This is a genomic window from Kribbia dieselivorans NBRC 106261, from assembly GCF_001552435.1.
GTDB classification, from domain to species: Bacteria; Actinomycetota; Actinomycetes; order Actinomycetales; family Dermatophilaceae; genus Kribbia; species Kribbia dieselivorans.
Window position 1 is genome coordinate 1 of sequence record NZ_BCRE01000080.1, and the last position, 17186, is coordinate 17186.

General features: G+C 68.1%; 14 protein-coding genes. 13 read left to right on the forward strand and 1 reads right to left on the reverse strand.

Annotated elements, in window-relative coordinates; all coding sequences use genetic code 11:
* Positions 1-20: 20 nt before the first annotated feature.
* Positions 21-764, reverse strand: coding sequence for a VIT1/CCC1 transporter family protein (locus tag KD1_RS07670; RefSeq protein WP_068399983.1), 744 nt, complete (start codon positions 762-764; stop codon positions 21-23).
* Between the two features lie 255 nt (positions 765-1019).
* Here KD1_RS07670 and KD1_RS07675 point away from each other — a divergent pair, with 255 nt between their 5' ends.
* From KD1_RS07675 to KD1_RS07735, 13 genes are all read left to right on the forward strand, one after another.
* Positions 1020-2033: an ABC transporter permease gene (locus KD1_RS07675; RefSeq protein WP_068399986.1), complete on the forward strand. Its 1014-nt coding sequence runs from the start codon at positions 1020-1022 to the stop codon at positions 2031-2033.
* 98 nt (positions 2034-2131) lie between these two features.
* Positions 2132-3865, forward strand: coding sequence for an ABC transporter substrate-binding protein (locus KD1_RS07680; protein WP_068399989.1), 1734 nt, complete (start codon positions 2132-2134; stop codon positions 3863-3865).
* Positions 3866-3986: 121 nt separating this feature from the next.
* Complete coding sequence (locus KD1_RS07685) at positions 3987-5003, forward strand: ABC transporter permease (protein WP_068399991.1); 1017 nt, start codon at positions 3987-3989, stop codon at positions 5001-5003.
* Positions 5000-6076 carry an ABC transporter ATP-binding protein gene (locus KD1_RS07690; RefSeq protein WP_083542253.1) on the forward strand — a complete coding sequence of 359 codons (1077 nt, stop codon included), beginning with the start codon at positions 5000-5002 and terminating at the stop codon, positions 6074-6076. The genes KD1_RS07685 and KD1_RS07690 overlap by 4 nt, the downstream gene beginning before the upstream one ends.
* Complete coding sequence (locus KD1_RS07695; protein WP_083542255.1) at positions 6073-7125, forward strand: ABC transporter ATP-binding protein; 1053 nt, start codon at positions 6073-6075, stop codon at positions 7123-7125. Before KD1_RS07690 ends, KD1_RS07695 begins: the two co-directional genes overlap by 4 nt.
* A gap of 70 nt (positions 7126-7195) precedes the next feature.
* Positions 7196-9103, forward strand: coding sequence for a translational GTPase TypA (typA, locus tag KD1_RS07700; RefSeq protein ID WP_068399994.1), 1908 nt, complete (start codon positions 7196-7198; stop codon positions 9101-9103).
* A gap of 14 nt (positions 9104-9117) precedes the next feature.
* The gene (locus KD1_RS17355; protein WP_068399997.1) at positions 9118-10839 is read left to right on the forward strand and encodes an ABC transporter substrate-binding protein; all 1722 of its coding nucleotides are present in this window, start codon (positions 9118-9120) and stop codon (positions 10837-10839) included.
* A complete protein-coding gene (mshB, locus tag KD1_RS07710; protein WP_068400000.1) occupies positions 10836-11729 on the forward strand; it encodes an N-acetyl-1-D-myo-inositol-2-amino-2-deoxy-alpha-D-glucopyranoside deacetylase in 894 nt (297 codons plus the stop codon). The genes KD1_RS17355 and mshB overlap by 4 nt, the downstream gene beginning before the upstream one ends.
* Positions 11726-12253, forward strand: a complete 528-nt coding sequence (locus tag KD1_RS07715; protein ID WP_245627322.1) for a flavin reductase family protein — start codon at positions 11726-11728, stop codon at positions 12251-12253. Before mshB ends, KD1_RS07715 begins: the two co-directional genes overlap by 4 nt.
* A 26-nt stretch (positions 12254-12279) precedes the next feature.
* Positions 12280-14082 carry a VanW family protein gene (locus KD1_RS07720; RefSeq protein WP_068400003.1) on the forward strand — a complete coding sequence of 601 codons (1803 nt, stop codon included), beginning with the start codon at positions 12280-12282 and terminating at the stop codon, positions 14080-14082.
* Positions 14083-14161: 79 nt separating this feature from the next.
* Positions 14162-14488 carry a ferredoxin gene (gene fdxA / locus KD1_RS07725; RefSeq protein WP_068400006.1) on the forward strand — a complete coding sequence of 109 codons (327 nt, stop codon included), beginning with the start codon at positions 14162-14164 and terminating at the stop codon, positions 14486-14488.
* Positions 14489-14494: 6 nt separating this feature from the next.
* Positions 14495-15616, forward strand: a complete 1122-nt coding sequence (gene dapC, locus KD1_RS07730; protein WP_068400009.1) for a succinyldiaminopimelate transaminase — start codon at positions 14495-14497, stop codon at positions 15614-15616.
* Between the two features lie 171 nt (positions 15617-15787).
* Positions 15788-17098, forward strand: coding sequence for a citrate synthase (locus KD1_RS07735; protein WP_083542264.1), 1311 nt, complete (start codon positions 15788-15790; stop codon positions 17096-17098).
* The last annotated feature ends 88 nt before the right edge of the window (positions 17099-17186 follow it).

The following is a 17186-nucleotide window of genomic DNA, read 5'->3' on the forward strand; positions in this document are numbered from 1 at the left end:
GCGTGGGTGGGTCGTGGCCCCTACGCGACGGCGGTGCCGAAGAGCAGACCGATGAGGTAGGTCACGGCCATGGCCAGGGCGCCACCGCCGGCGACCCGGAGCATCGCCCGCAGGCGCGGCGCGTCACCCAGCTTCGCGCTCACCCATCCGGTCAACAGCAGCGCGATGATGACCGCGGCGACCGTGACGACGGTGCGGGTGCCCTCAGGGGCCAACAGGATGGCCAGCAGGGGGATCAGGGCTCCTGCGGTGAACGCCACCATCGAGGCGAAGGCGGCCTGCCACGGATTGGTCAGTTCGTCGGGGTCGATGTTGAGCTCCACCTCGGCGTGCGCGGCCAGCGCGTCGTGCGCGTGCAGCTGCTCGGCGACCTCGCGCGCCAGCTCGCGGCTGAGGCCCTTCTTCTCGTACAGGCCGGCCAGTTCGGCCATCTCCTCGACCGGCATCGTGGCCAACTCGGTGCGCTCCTTGTCGAGCAGCGCCTTCTCCGTGTCGCGCTGGGTCGACACCGAGACGTACTCGCCGACGGCCATGCTCATGGCTCCGGCCGTCAGACCGGCCAGACCGGCGGTGAAGATCTCGCCGCGCGCGGCCCCGGCGGCCGCCACGCCGATGACGATGCCGGCGGTCGAGACGATGCCGTCGTTGGCACCCAGGACCGCGGCGCGCAGCGCGTTCAGGCGCCCGGCCACCCCGGGATCGTGCGGCTCGTGCGCACGGGCGCGCTGCTCGGCGGAATCCGAGGGGGTGGAGTCGTCAGCCATGCGCCCACCTTGGCATCCATGGACACGGTTCGCCACGAAGGGCAGGCTCACCTGCACCGTTGTCCGTGACGACGCTACTCAGGGGTATCAATTTGGTATCCGCTCTCCAAGGTGCCTGCATTCGACCGTTCTGTGGGTTACCTTTCACGGACGAGAAAAGTTCTTGCAACAGTCCGCATGACCGCAAACCTGCCAACGCCGGCCTACCCGACCGAGGCTTGAGTCCCTCATCGCGAGGGAGGAGTACGCCACCGCATGTCGATCCAACCGCCGGCCGAAGACCTCTCAACGGATGTCGTCGCCACGGCCGCCGAAGAAGTCGGTGCCACCAAGATCGAGGGCCGCACCCCTTGGCAGCTCGTCCGGATGCGGCTGCGCCGGGACAAGACCACGATGTTCATCCTCGTCGTCGTCCTCTTCGGTCTCATCATGGGCATCACGGCGCCGATCCTCAGCCGCCTGGGCGTGCTCGACCCGTTCTCCGGCAACCGTGAGCTGATCGACGTCACCGGCGGTGGTCTGCCACTGGGCCGGTTCGGGGGCGTCTCGTGGGCACACCCGTTGGGCGTCGTTCCCGGAACGGGCCAGGACGTGCTCTCGCGACTCGTGCTCGGCGTCACCTACTCGCTGGGCATCGCGGTCTCGGCGACCCTGCTGGCCATCGGTCTGGGCACGTTCGTCGGGGTCGTGGCCGGATACTCGCGCGGCTGGCTCGACTTCTGGCTCTCCCGACTCATCGACCTGACCCTGACCTTCCCCCAGACGCTGATGCTCATCGCCCTGTCGCCGATCGTCGTGCGACTGCTCACCGACCGGTTCGGCGTGCCCGAGGGCGACATCGCCAACGGAATGTACGTCGTCGGCGTCCTGGGTCTGTTCGGGTGGCCGATCTTCGCCCGCGTCATCCGCAGCCAAGTGCTGTCCATTCGCGAACGTGAGTTCATCGAGGCCGCCCGCAGCCTGGGGGCCAACAACCGGCGCATCTACGCCAAGGAGCTCTTGCCCAACCTGTGGGCCCCGATCCTCATCTACTCGACGCTGCTCATGCCGCAGTTCATCTCCGCCGAGGCGGCCCTGAGCTATCTGGGCGTCGGCATCAAGCCACCGACCCCGACGTTGGGAAACGTGCTGCGCGACTCCATCCAGTACGCCGAGTCGGACTTCATCTTCTTCTTCTTCCCGGCCCTCTTCATCGCGATCCTCGTCCTGAGCCTCAACCTCCTCGGTGACGGTCTGCGCGATGCCTTGGACCCCAAGGCCGACCGATGAGGCTCGGCCGGTCCACCTCGAACTCCCGGTCGGCGACCGTCGTCCGGGGAAGGCTCCGCGCTGGTGCGGAGCAGGAACAACAACAAGGGAGCACCCCAATGAACCGCACCAAGGCCTCGAGCGTCATCGCGCTCTCCGCCGTTGCCGTTCTCGGCCTGTCGGCATGTGGTGGAGGCACCACCGGCAACAACAACGGCGACACTGGCGCAACTGGCGGCGCCGCCACCGCCGGTGGCGACCTGCTGTACCTGACCAAGCGCCCCGCCGAGCACCTGGACCCGCAGCGCATGTACATCGGTCGTGACATCTTCACCACCGGACGCACCGTGTACCGGAGCCTGTTCCAGTTCCCGGCCGGCGAGAAGGACGCGACCAAGGCGCAGACCCCGATCCCGGACATCGCGACCGAGGTCCCCACCTCCAGCGACGGCAAGACCTGGACCGTCACGCTCAAGGAGGGTGTGAAGTGGCAGGACGGCAAGGACGTCGTCTGCGAGGACTTCAAGTACGGCGTGTCGCGTGCCTTCGCGTATGACGTGCTCGACGGCGGCCCCTTCCAGTACCCGACGCAGTACCTCGACATCCCCAAGGACAAGGACGGCTCGCCGGCCTACAAGGGTCCGTACAGCAAGAAGGGCCAGGCGCTCTTCGACAAGGCCGTGACCTGCAAGGGCAACGAGATCACGTACAAGTTCAACAAGCCGTGGGGTGACTTCCCGCTCGCGGTGGCCGGCCTGCGCGTGTTCGACCCGTACCGCGAGGACCAGGACAAGGGCGCGAAGAACAACTTCGTCATCTTCTCCAACGGCCCGTACAAGTTGGACGGCACGTGGACCAAGGGCAAGGGCGGCAAGTTCGTTCGCAACGACCAGTACGACCCCAAGACCGATGAGGGCACCCGCCAGGCCAACCCCGACACCATCACCTTCGAGGAGGGCGTCGACGAGTCGATCATCACCGACCGCATCGTCGCCGGTGCCGGCAACGACGCCAACGCCATCACCGACCGTGTCGTGCGCCCGCCGTCGTACTCGAAGGTCGAGCCCCTCAAGGACCAGACCACGCTCGTCGACTCGCCGTACGTCTTCTACCTCGTGCCGAACATGAGCCGCGTCAAGGACGTCAACGTCCGCAAGGCGCTCGCGACGGCGACCGACAACGAGGGCTGGGTCGGCGCCCTCGGTGGTGACAAGGCCGCCGTGGCCGCGACGTCGATCATCAACCCGTCGCTGCCCGGTTTCCAGGAGAACCCGATCTTCTCGAAGATCCCGGCCGCTGGTGACCCGGCCGCCGCGAAGAAGATCCTCACCGACGCCGGTGTCAAGATGCCGTACCCGATCAAGCTCACCTACCAGGGTGGCGACCCGACGCTCGACAAGGCGATGGGTGTCATCAAGGAGGGCTGGGACAAGGCCGGGTTCAAGACCTCGCTCGACCCGCTGACCGAGACGTACTACGACATCGTCAACAAGCCGAACAACGACTCCGACGTCTTCCAGGGCGGTTGGGGTTCGGACTACCCGTCGGCCGCCACGGTCATCCCGCTCCTGTTCGACAGCCGTCAGCTGTCCGCCAGCCAGGTGGGCAACAACTACGGCCAGTACAAGAACAAGGCCGTGGACCAGGCGATCGACAAGGCCGCCCTCATCACCGACCCGATCAAGGCCGGCGAGGCGTACTCGGCGATCGACAAGACGATCTCCGAGGACTACGGGTACATCCCCAACTACATCCAGCGGTTCTACTTCATCCGGGGCAAGAACGTCACCGGGTACGAGCAGACCGAGGCGACCAGCATGTTCGCGGACCTGGGCACCGTTGGCGTCAAGTGATGAGTTGAGCTCCACCCGACTCACCTAGAGTCACCCCGGTGCGGGGAGCGGCCACCACACCGCTCCCCGCACCAGCACCGAAGTCCACCGACGAGAGGCCCCAGCCGCAAGGCTTGATCACATGTACGCGTACGTCATCCGCCGCCTGTTCTCCGGGCTGGTCATGCTCATCGTCATGAGCTTCGCGACCTTCCTGATGTTCTTCAACGGGGCGGTCGACCCGGTTCGCTACACCTGTGGCAAGGCCTGTGGTGTCCCGGGAGTCCTGGAGCGCAACCGAGCCATGCTCGGCTACGACGACCCCGTCCCGGTGCAGTACGCCAAGTTCGTCAAGGGCGTCTTCGTCGGCCGTGACTTCCCGGACGACCCGGCCCTGCGCAAGTCCGCGCCCGAGACCATCGCGCGCTGCGACGCTCCGTGCCTGGGGTATTCGCCGAAGGAGAACAGTACGGTCACCTCGATGCTCGCCGAACGGGCGCCGATCTCGGCCTCCCTCGCGGTGGCGGCGTTCATCATGTGGATCGCCTTCGGGGTCGGCGGCGGTATAGTCGCCGCGCTGTACAAGGGCAGATGGCCGGACAAACTCATCGTCGGGACGGCCCTGATCTTCTACGCCTTCCCGACCTTCTTCATCGGCCTGTTCCTCTACAAGTTCGTGGCCATCAAGTGGGAATTGACGCCGCAACCGGTCTACACCGCGTTCACCGAGGATCCGGTGGCCTGGGCCATGGGGCTCTTCCTACCCGGATTGACGCTGGCGCTCTTCTACATCGCCGGCTACATCCGCCTGACCCGCTCGTACGTCATCGAGGCCGCGAGTGAGGACTACCTGCGTACCGCGAAGGCCAAGGGCCTGGACAAGCGCACCATCCTGTGGAAGCACACGATGCGCTCGGCCCTGACGCCGCTCATCACGCTGGCCGCGCTCGATTTCGCCGGTCTGCTCGGCGGCGCGATCATCACCGAGACGGTCTTCAACTATCAGGGGCTGGGCAAGTTGGCCGTCGATGCCGCCACGACGTGGGACCTGCCGGTCACCGTCGGCATCGTGCTGACCCTGTCCACCATCGTCATCCTGGCGAACATCATTGTCGACGTGCTCTACGCCGTCATCGACCCGAGGGTGAAGCTCGCATGATCGGCCGCGCACACCACGCTCCGTCGTCCACGGTCGCGCTCGATGCGCCGCGTGACGAATCCGCCCTGCTTCGCGTCGAGGGACTCAAGGTCCACTTCCCGACCGAGGACGGCCTGGTCAAGGCCGTCGACGGGCTGTCGTACACCGTCCCGGCCGGTCGCACCCTCGGCATCGTGGGGGAGTCCGGATCGGGCAAGTCGGTCTCGAGCCAGGCCATCATGGGTCTGCACCGCGGCAGTCGCGCCCAGGTCAGCGGCAACATCTTCTTCGACAGCACCGACCTGCTGCAGATCGGCGACGAGCAGTTGCGCCGCATGCGTGGCCGTGACATCGCCATGGTCTTCCAGGACCCGCTGTCGGCGCTGCACCCGTATTACACCGTCGGCAACCAGATCATGGAGGCCTATCGGGTCCACCACAACGTCTCGAAGTCCGCGGCCCGCACGCGCACCATCGAGATGCTCGACCGCGTCGGCATCCCCAACCCGGACAAGCGGATCGACCAGTACCCGCACGAGTTCTCCGGCGGTATGCGTCAACGCGCGATGATCGCCATGGCGCTGATCAACGACCCGCGCCTGATCATCGCCGACGAGCCGACCACCGCCCTGGACGTGACCGTCCAGGCGCAGATCCTCGAGCTCCTCGTCGGGCTGCAGGAGGAGTTCGGCTCCTCGATCATCATCATCACCCACGATCTGGGCGTGGTCGCCGAGATGGCCCACGAGATCCTCGTCATGTACGGCGGCAAGGCGGTGGAGCGCGGTTCGGCCGACGAGGTCTTCTACACCCCGGGCCACCCGTACACGTGGGGTCTGCTGTCGTCGATGCCGCGCATGGACCGGGCCAGGCTCGAGCGGCTCCGCCCGATCGCCGGCAACCCGCCGTCGTTGATCAACCCGCCCAGCGGCTGCGCCTTCCACCCGCGGTGCCCGTTCATGGATGAGGCCAAGTACCACTGCGTCTCGCAGGTGCCGGTCTTCAACCCGGAACTGCCGCACCCCGTGCGTTGCGCGATCCCGGAGGGGGAGCGCCACGTGATCTTCGAGCAGAAGGTGAAGCCGAGCCTGTGAGCACCACGCCCGTGAAGGCCCAGCGCGACGGCCAGGAGCCGATCCTGCGCGTGAAGGACCTCAAGAAGTACTTTCCCCGCAAGACCTCGGGGGTCATCCGCCGGCCCGATTCCCCGGTGCAGGCCGTCGACGGAGTCTCGTTCGAGCTCTACCCCGGTGAGACGCTCGGCGTGGTCGGCGAATCCGGCTGTGGCAAGTCGACGATGGGCCGCACCGTGCTCCAGTTGCTCGAGCCGACGGCCGGCACGATCGAGTTCAAGGGCAAGGACGTCACCGGCGCGAAGGGCCGCGAGCTGCGCCGGTTGCGCACCGAGATGCAGATGGTCTTCCAAGACCCCTACGGCTCGCTCAACCCGCGCCAGACGGTCGGGTCGATCGTCGGAGCGCCGTTCGCGATCCAGGGCATCACGCCCGAGGGTGGCGTGAAGAAGCGGGTCCAGGAACTCATGGAGCGCGTCGGCCTCAACCCCGAGCACTACAACCGCTACCCGCACGAGTTCTCCGGCGGTCAGCGTCAGCGCATCGGCATCGCCCGGGCCGTCGCGTTGCAGCCCGACATCATCGTCTGCGATGAGCCGGTGTCCGCGCTGGACGTGTCGATCCAGGCGCAGGTGGTCAACCTGCTCGAGGACATCCAGAACGAGTTCGGCATCACCTACATCTTCATCGCCCACGACCTCTCCGTCGTGCGGCACATCTCCGACCGCGTGGCCGTGATGTACCTCGGCAAGATCGTCGAACTCACCGACCGCGACACGCTCTACGCCGACCCGCAGCACCCGTACACCCAGGCGCTGCTCTCGGCCGTGCCGTTGCCGGACCCGCGCAAGGAGAACAAGCGCGACCGCATTCTGCTGACCGGCGACCTGCCCTCGCCGATCAACCCGCCCAGCGGCTGCGTGTTCCACACCCGCTGTCCGAAGTACCGCACCCTGACCGACACCGAGAAGAAGCGCTGTGTCGAGGAGGTGCCGCTGCCGCGCGAGACGCAGGCCGGGCACTCGGTCGCGTGTCACTACGCGGAGTCCACGAACCTCGCCATCGTCTGATCGACGTCCATTCCGGCCGTCGCCGACTCTCGATTTTCGGCGACGGCCCGGATGCTGCGAGAATGCGGCAATGCCCCAACTCCAGCGCAAGGACGTTCGCAACGTCGCCATCGTGGCCCACGTCGACCACGGCAAGACCACCCTCGTCGACCAGATGCTCTGGCAGTCCGGCGTCTTCGGCGAGCGTGACACCGTCGAAACGACCGGCGAGCGGGTCATGGACTCGGGCGACCTGGAGCGCGAGAAGGGCATCACCATCCTCGCGAAGAACACCGCGGTGCACTACTCCGGTCCGTCGGCGACCGAACTCGGCCTGCTCGACGACACCGACGACGACTTCGTGACGATCAACATCATCGACACCCCCGGTCACGCCGACTTCGGTGGCGAGGTCGAGCGCGGACTGTCGATGGTCGACGGGGTCGTCCTGCTCGTCGACGCCTCCGAGGGCCCGCTGCCCCAGACCCGCTTCGTGCTGCGCAAGGCCCTCGAGGCCCGCAAGCCGGTCGTGCTGTGCATCAACAAGGTCGACCGCCCCGACGCCCGCATCGCCGAGGTCGTCGAGGAGGCCGAGGAGCTCTTCCTCGACCTCGGCGCCGACGAGGACCAGATCGACTTCCCGATCGTCTACGCCTCCGGCCGCAACGGCGCCGCGTCGCTCAACCGCCCGGAGAACGGCACGCTGCCCGACGAGAAGTCGCTCGAGCCGCTGTTCCGCACGATCCTCGAGGCGATCCCGGCGCCGACGTTCGAGGAGGGTGGCAAGCTGCAGGCGCACGTCACCAACCTCGACGCGAGTAACTTCCTCGGTCGACTGGCCCTGCTGCGCGTCTACAACGGTGAGATCCGCAAGGGCCAGCAGGTCGCATGGTGCAAGCACGACGGCTCCGTCGAGCGGGTCAAGATCACCGAGCTCCTTATGACCGAGGGTCTCGAGCGCAAGCCGGCCGAGCGTGCGCTGCCAGGCGACATCATCGCCATCGCCGGCATCCCGGAGATCATGATCGGTGACACCCTCGCCGACCCCGACGACCCGCAGCCGCTGCCGCTCATCGAGATCGACGAGCCGGCCATCTCGATGGTCATCGGCACGAACACCTCCCCGATGGCCGGCAAGGAGCGCGGGACGAAGGTCACCGCGCGCTTGGTCAAGGACCGTCTCGAGCGCGAGCTCATCGGCAACGTCTCGCTGCGCGTGCTGCCCACCGAGCGTCCGGACGCGTGGGAGGTCCAGGGACGAGGCGAGCTCGCGCTGGCCATCCTCGTCGAGCAGATGCGCCGCGAGGGCTTCGAGTTGACCGTCGGCAAGCCGCAGGTGGTCACCCGTGAGATCGACGGCAAGAAGCACGAGCCGGTCGAGCACCTGACCGTCGACACGCCCGAGGAGTACCTGGGCGCGATCACCCAGCTGCTCGCCGCCCGCAAGGGTCGGATGTCCGAGATGACCAACCACGGCACCGGCTGGGTGCGCATGGAGTTCACCGTGCCCTCGCGCGGTCTGATCGGGTTCCGCACCGAGTTCCTCACCGAGACCCGCGGCACCGGCATCGCCCACCACGTCTTCGAGGGTTACGAGCCGTGGTTCGGCACGATCACCACACGCGTCTCCGGCTCGCTGGTCGCCGACCGTTCCGGGGCGGCCACGGCGTACGCCATGGTCAACCTGCAGGAGCGTGGCACGCTGTTCGTCGAGCCGACCACCGAGGTGTACGAGGGCATGATCGTCGGCGAGAACTCGCGCGCCGACGACATGGACGTCAACATCACCAAGGAGAAGAAGCTGACGAACGTGCGCGCGTCGTCGTCCGACAACTTCGAGAAGATCGTGCCGGCGAAGAAGCTCAGCCTCGAGCAGTGCCTGGAGTTCTGCCGTGAGGACGAGTGCGTCGAGGTGACTCCGGGCGCGGTCCGGATCCGCAAGGTCGAGCTCGATCAGAGCCTGCGGGCGCGTGCGGCTTCCCGGGCGCGCAATTCCTGAGGAGGATGAACGCCATGAAGCGGCGACTTCCCGTGGCGATGGCGATGACCGCGGTGCTGGCGGTGGCCGTCGCCGCCTGTGATGAGGGCGGCGGCGGGCCGGCGGAGCTCGGTGCTCCGAGTCAGGACGTCACCGTGCTCAGCCAGGGCACGATCGCCGCGTGGGACCCGCAACGGCTGTCCAACCCCGACGCCGCGGCGGTCGCCTCCCGGCTGTGGATGCGCACCCTGACGACCCACCCGGGGTCGAGTGAGGTGGCCAAACAGGTCGCTCTGGTCGGTGACCTCGCCACCGACACGGGCACCTCCTCCAACGGCGGTCGGCGGTGGCGCTTCACGCTGCGCAAGGGCCTGACCTGGCAGGACGGCAGTGCGCTGACCTGCGCGGATCTGGTCCACGGCGTGGCGCGCGGCTTCGACCCGGACCTCGGCGGCGGGTCGGGGTACGCCCTGGCCTACCTGGACATCCCCAAGAACAAGGACGGCTCCAGCAGCTACAAGGGTCCGTTCCGCACCAAGAAGGGCGGCCCGTCGGAGAAGGCCTTCAACGAGGCCGTCTCGTGCCAGGGCAACACGATCACCTACGTCCTCTCCGAGCCGGTGGGCGACTTCGACGAGATGGTCTCGCGGCCCGAGTTCGCGCCCGTGGCCAAGGCCTCGGATCGCCGTGCGGACGGGTTGCACGCGGCACGATCCTCCGGCCCGTACAAGCTGGAGAAGGCCTGGACCCCCGGCACCGGCGGGACCTTCGTGCGCAACCCGAAGTGGAAGGCCTCCTCCGACCCGGTCCGCAAGGCCAACGTGAACTCCTTCGTCATCGAGGAGGGCGCCTCGCCCGACCGGGTGGTCAGCGCCCTGCGCGACACCGACCGCGGTCGCACCACGCTCGTGCTCGACCCGGCCCCGCCGGTGGTCGTCGAGCAGGTGCGCCAGTCCACCTCCGAGGGGGTGACCATCCTCGATGAGCCGAACCGCATCGTCGACTACCTCGCCCCGAACCACTCTCGAGGGCCGATGAAGAACGCCAAGGTGCGGCGGGCCTTCGCCCTGGCCACCGACCGGGCCGCCTACGCCGCGGCGCTCGGTGGCGACGAGGTGGCCCGACCGGTCGACTCGCTGCTGACGACGGTGGTGCCCTCCCACCACTCCGCCGCCATGCCCGCCGCCGGGGGTGCGGACGTGCCCACGGCCAAGACCGGGCTGCGTCAGGCCAAGGTCTCCACACCGGTGAAGGTCTCGGTGACGTACCGCTCCGACGAGCGGATGGACGAGGCCATGAAAGCCCTGCTCCCGACGTGGCGCCGAGCCGGATTCGAGGTCACGCTCAAGCCCATCACCGAGGACTACTTCACCACCATCGCCAAGGCCGAGGCCGGCAAGCAAACCGACGTCTTCTGGGCCAACTGGGCGGCCGAGTGGCCGTCGGCGTCGACCGTCCTCCCACCGCTGTTCGACTCGCGGATGAACCTCCAGGGCTCCAGCGCCGGTCGCGACTACGGCCTGCTGCGCGACGCCGGGCTCAACGCGGACTTCGACGAGGCCGCCGGGTTGGCGCGCGGCGCGAAGCGGGCCAAGGCATGGTCGACCATCGACATCGGTCTGCTCAAGTCGGGCGGGTACGTGCCCCTGGCCCAGCACCGCTCCACCCATCTGGCCGGAGCGTCGATCGGTGGCCTGACCGTCAACCAGGCCCTGGGTGGGGTCCTCGATCTCTCGACCGTGAAGGTGACCCCGTGAAGTACCTCTTCATCCATGCCCATCCCGACGACGAGACGCTCGCCACCGGGGTGGCCCTGGCCCAACTCGCGACCACCGATCAGGTGTACGTCCTGACGTGCACCCTCGGTGAGATGGGCGAGGTCATCCCGCCCGAGTTGGCGCACCTGGCCGCCGACGCCGACGACACCCTCGGCGCGTACCGTCGCGGGGAACTGCGGCGGGCGATGGAGGCCCTCGGGGTCGAGCACGAGGTGCTCGGCGAGAATGCGCTGACCGGGGCGCTGTCCCGGTGGCGGGATTCGGGCATGGCCGGAGCGCCGTCCGCCGCCGACCCGCGGGCGTGGGTCAACGCCGACCGGGCCGAGGCCGTCACGGCGGTGCGCGAGGTCATCGAACGGATCGATCCCGACGTCGTCGTCACCTACGACGAGCACGGCGGCTACGGCCACCCGGACCACATCGCCACCCACCGGGTGACCTGCGCGGCGGTCGACGCGATGGGGGCGGGTCGGCCCCAGGTCTGGGCGGTCTACCTCCCGGCCGGCTGGGCCCGGGAGGACCGCGTCTGGCTGGCCGATCACCTCTCGCCGGGGGCCTTGGCGGAGTTGGGGTGGACCCTGCCCGACCCGGATGGGGAGTACCCGCCGTCGGTGGTCGAGGACCTCGACCTCATCCTGCTTCAGGTGCCTGAGGCCGTCGGCGCCCAGGTGTCCGCGCTGGTGGCGCACCGCACCCAGGTCAGCGTGGCCGAGACACCGCACGGCCCGGTCTACGCCCTGTCCAACAACATCGCGGCGCGGCTGCCCGGGCGGGAGGCGTACTGCCCCATCGATCCGGCCTCCGGCCGGCCGTTGCCGCGCTCGGCCTGGTCCGTGACGCCCTCGTGGGACGCCCCCGGGCAGCCGTGACGGGCCCGAACTCGGGGTCCCCCACGCCGCCGTTCACCCCGCCGAGCGAGGACGAGTTCCGTCAGGCGATGGGGCGCTTCGCCACCGGTGTGGTGGTCGTGAGCACCCGCAGTGGCCGCCTCGACCATGCCATCACGGTCAACTCGTTCACGTCGGTCTCGCTCGATCCGATGCTCGTGCTCACGTGCGTGGACACCGACTCGCGGTTCCACGATGCGGTCGTCGATGCCGGGGTGTTCGGCGTCAGCGTGCTGGCCGAGGCACAGCGCCCCGCCGCCTCCTGGTTGGCCACCCCCGGGCGGCCCATTCCGGGTCAGTTCGACCATGTCCCCCACGAACGGGGAGTCGCGACCGGGGTGGTGCTGCTCGCCGGTTCGCTGACAACGATTGAGTGTCGAACCGAGGCGATCCACCCTGCTGGGGACCACAGCATCGTCATCGGCAACGTACTCTCGTTGAGCATGCCGGCCAACTCGCAGCCGGCCCTGACGTACTTCCGGGGACGGTACGGCGCCCTGCCGTGATGCCCCTGACCTGAGGCACGAGGTTGATGAACACGAACGATCAGCGCGGTCAGAGCCAACCCACTCCGCTCGACGAAACCGGCTTCGGCGACGATGCCGACGGTTTCTGGGACCTCGCCGAGCCGACGCGGCGTGGTCGCGGTCTGGCCATCGCCGGTGGGGTCGCGCTGGCCATCATCCTCGCCGCCCTGTACATCGTCGCCGCCGGATTCTTCGGCCAGCGCGTGCCGAGCAACACCCTCGTCGGCGGCGTCGACGTCGGCGGCATGACCGATGCCGAGGCGATCTCCGCCCTGCGCAAGGCCCTCGATGAGGAGTCTCGTGCGCGGATCACTGTGACCAGCCCGGCCCGCAAGGTGGTCGTCGACCCGGTCGAGGCCGGCATGCAGATCGACTACGAGGCCTCCCTGGCCGGGCTGACCGGCTTCAGCCTCAACCCCGTCGACATCGTCAACCACCTCCGCGGCGGGGTGCGGCGAGACATCGTGCGCGACATCGACGACACCAAGCTGGAGTCGACGGTGGCCAAGGCCCTCAAGCCGCTCGAGGCGGCTCCGGCCGAGGGCTCGGTCAGCCTCAAGGACGGCAAGGTCACGGTCGTGCGCTCGCGCACCGGCCTCAAGCCGGACGCCACGGCCACGGCCCGGCGTGTCAGCGAGGTCTGGCCCGGCGGTCGCAGTGTCGTCGCGGTGACCACCACCACCCAGCCCACCCTGAGCAACGACGAGATCACCCGGTTCGCCAACGAGTTCGCCACACCGGCCATGAACGGTCCGCTGACGGTCAAGGCCGGGACGAAGTCGTTCCAGGTCGCGCCGGCGGCGTTGGCGACGGGGATCACCGTGCGCGACGACGGCAAGGGCAAGCTCAGCCCCGAGTACGACGACGCGGTGATCACCCGGGTCGTCGTCGACGCGGCCACCGCCTCCGGGGCGATCTCGCCGGCCACGAACGCGCAGGTGCGCTACCAAGGCGGCACACGATTCTCCGTCACGCCCTCGAAGACCGGGATCGGCATCAAGGAGGCCAGCGTCTTCGAGCCGGTCAAGCGGGCGCTGCTCGCCGACAATCGCACCGCGCGGGTGGCGACGGTCAAACTCGAGCCCGAACTGACCACGGCCAGGGCCAAGGCCACGCTCCCCAAGGGCGAGATCTCGGCCTTCGCCACGACGCTCCCGCCCAACCCGGGCCGCACCAACAACATCCGGATCGCGGCGCGGACCCTCAACGGCACGTACGTCCCGCCCGGTGGGCAGCTCTCGCTCAACGGCATCCTCGGCCAACGCACCGGGGAGAAGGGCTACAGCAAGCAACCGGTGATCTACGCCGGTCGGCTGCGGATGGACTACGGCGGCGGCATCTCGCAATTGTCGACGACGCTGTTCAACGCGGCCTTCTTCGCGGGGGTGCGCATCGACCAGTACACCCCGCACAGCTTCTACATCCCCCGCTACCCGGAGGGGCGTGAGGCGACGATCTCGTGGCCGGACGTCGACCAGAAGTGGACCAACACCACCGACGGCGGAATCCTCGTTCGGGCCGGGGTGAACGGCGATCAGGTCCACGTGTCGTTCCTGGGCGTCAAGACCTTCCAGGTCAGCGACTCCAAGAGCCCGCGGCGCAACGTCAGGAAGCCGAAGACGATCACCGACCGCTCCAAGGGGTGCGTGCCCCAGGCCGCGGCCGAGGGCTTCGACGTCACGGTCACCCGCGTCGTCAAGAAGGGCGGCCGCACGGTGGAGACCCGCGACTTCGTCACCCACTACATCGCCGAGGACCAGGTCAACTGCGTCGGCGGGGGCGATGGCAAGGGCGGCAGCTCCGACTGACCGTGCCACGGTGGGGAGGCGGGACTGATCTGCGGACCCGCCTACCGCTGAGCCCTCCGGGGGTTCTAGGATGCCGAGCATGACGTACGTGATCGCCCTTCCTTGTGTCGACCTCAAGGACAAGGCCTGCATTGACGAGTGCCCCGTTGACTGCATCTACGAGGGTGAGCGGATGCTCTACATCCACCCCGACGAGTGCGTCGACTGCGGTGCCTGTGAGCCGGTCTGCCCGGTCGAGGCGATCTACTACGAGGACGATGTGCCGTCGGAGTGGGCGGACTACTACAAAGCCAACGTCGAGTTCTTCGACGACCTGGGCAGCCCCGGCGGGGCCGCCAAGCTCGGCCTGATCAACAAGGACCACGCCCTCGTCGCTGCCTTGCCCCCGCAAGAACACGACGAATGATCCACGGTGATCACCGATCTTCCTGACTTTCCCTGGGATTCCCTCGCGCCGTACAAGGAGCGTGCTCGCGCGCATCGCGGCGGTCTGATCGACCTCTCCGTCGGCACCCCGGTCGACCCCACCCCGGACGTCATCCAGGATGCCCTGAGGTCGGCCGCCAACGCGCCCGGTTACCCGCAGGTGTGGGGCACTCCCGACCTGCGTGAGGCCATCTCGGACTGGTTCCGACGCCGTCGGGGCGTGCCCGATGTCCACCCGGATGCCGTCATGCCCACGATCGGCTCGAAGGAACTCGTGGCGTGGCTGCCCACCCTCCTGGGCCTGCGCGCCGGCGACCTCGTCGGCATCCCGCGGGTCGCCTATCCCACCTACGACGTCGGTGCTCGGTTGGCCGGGGCGACGCCGATCGTCGTGGACGGTCTGGCCGCGCTCGGGCCGCTGACCCCGTCGACCACCCCGAAGCTGCTGTGGCTCAACTCGCCGGGCAACCCCACCGGCAAGGTCCTCGGCGTCGAGCACCTGCGCAAGGTGGTCGAGTGGGCGCGTCGGAACGGGGTCATCGTCGCCAGTGACGAGTGCTACGCCGAGTTGGACTGGCGTGACGAGAGCGAGCGTGAGACGACCGGATCGACGCCGAGCATCCTCGACCCACGCGTCACCGGCGGCGATCACGCCGGGCTGTTGGCCGTGTACTCGACGAGCAAGCAGTCCAACCTGGCCGGGTACCGCGCCGCGTTCGTCGCCGGCGATCCGGCCCTGGTCGCGGGTCTGGTCGAGGTGCGCAAGCACGCCGGCATGATCGTGCCGTGGCCGGTGCAGCAGGCCCTGCTCGCAGCCGTGACCGACGACGCCCACGTGGTGCTGCAGCGGGATCGCTACGCCGCTCGCCGCGCCGTGCTCCGCCCCGCCCTGGCGCGGTTCGGCATGCGCATCGACGACTCCGAGGCGGGCCTCTACCTCTGGGCAACCGCCGAGGAGGACTGCTGGGAAACCGTGGCCAGACTCGCCGAGCGCGGCATCGCGGTGGCCCCGGGCGCGTTTTACGGAGCCTCGTCCGGTCGCCACGTGCGGGTGGCCCTGACGGCCGGTGACGACGCCATCGCCGACGCCGCGCGCCGACTGGCCTGAACCCGGGCTCTCTCGGTCCGACGGGGAGTTCGCGGGGACCCGAATTCCTCGGTTCACCGGGCTCTGGGGTAGTTTCAGTGCCTGAGTGCAGTGTGGCCGACGCCACGCTGTGGGGGCCGACCGCCCCGCCGCGAGGGCCACGGCCCCTCAGTGAAAAGGAACAAACTCACCATGAGCAACGACGCAACCACCGCGATCGCGGGTGCGACTCTGACGACGTCCGACAAGACGCTCGAGCTTCCGCTGGTCAAGTCGACCGAGGGCAACGACGGATACAGCATCGCCACCCTCCTCAAGGACACCGGCAACGTCACGCTGGACAACGGGTTCACCAACACCGCGTCCTGCAAGAGCGAGATCACCTACATCGACGGTGACGCCGGCATCCTGCGCTACCGCGGCTACCCGATCGAGCAGCTCGCGAAGAAGTCCTCCTTCGTCGAGGTCAGCTACCTGCTGATCTACGGGGAGCTGCCCACGCAGGCCCAGCTCGAGGACTTCACCGAGCGCATCAGCCGCCACACGATGCTCCACGAGGACCTCAAGGCGTTCTTCAGCGGCTTCCCGCGCGACGCCCACCCGATGCCGGTCCTCTCCTCGGCCGTCTCGGCGCTGTCGACCTTCTACCAGGACAGCCTCGACCCGTTCGACCAGGAGCAGGTCGAGATCTCCACGATCCGCCTCCTGGCCAAGCTGCCCACCATCGCGGCGTACGCCCACAAGAAGTCGATCGGCCAGCCGTTCCTCTACCCGGACAACTCCCTGTCCCTGGTCGAGAACTTCCTGCGCATGACCTTCGGCAACCCGGCCGAGGCCTACGAGCTCGACCCCGACCTGGTCAAGGCCCTCGACCTGTTGCTGGTCCTGCACGCCGACCACGAGCAGAACTGCTCGACCTCGACGGTCCGCCTCGTCGGGTCGTCGCACGCGAACATGTTCGCGTCCGTCTCGGCCGGCATCAACGCCCTGTTCGGCCCGCTGCACGGTGGTGCCAACCAGGCCGTGCTCGAGATGCTGGAGAAGATCCAGAACGCCGACTACGACGTCGACACCTTCATGAAGAAGGTCAAGGACAAGGACGACGGCGTCCGCCTCATGGGCTTCGGCCACCGGGTCTACAAGAACTACGACCCGCGCGCGGCGATCATCAAGGAGACCGCCCACGAGCTGCTCGACAAGCAGGGCCACAACAACGAGCTCCTCGAGATCGCGCTGCGCCTCGAGGACATCGCCCTGCACGACGACTACTTCGTCTCGCGCAAGCTCTACCCGAACGTCGACTTCTACACCGGCCTGATCTACAAGGCCATGGGCTTCCCCACCAAGATGTTCACCGTGCTCTTCGCGCTCGGTCGGGTGCCTGGGTGGATCGCCCAGTGGCGCGAGATGATCGAGGACCCGGAGACCAAGATCGGCCGCCCGCGCCAGATCTACATCGGTGAGCCGGCCCGCGACTTCGTCGACGTCTGGAACCGCAAGTGATCTGAGGCCGGCCCCGCGCTTGCCGCCCCCGGTTCGAGGTGTCAGCGACCGTTCCAACGGTCGCTGACACCTCGAACCGTTATGGGGC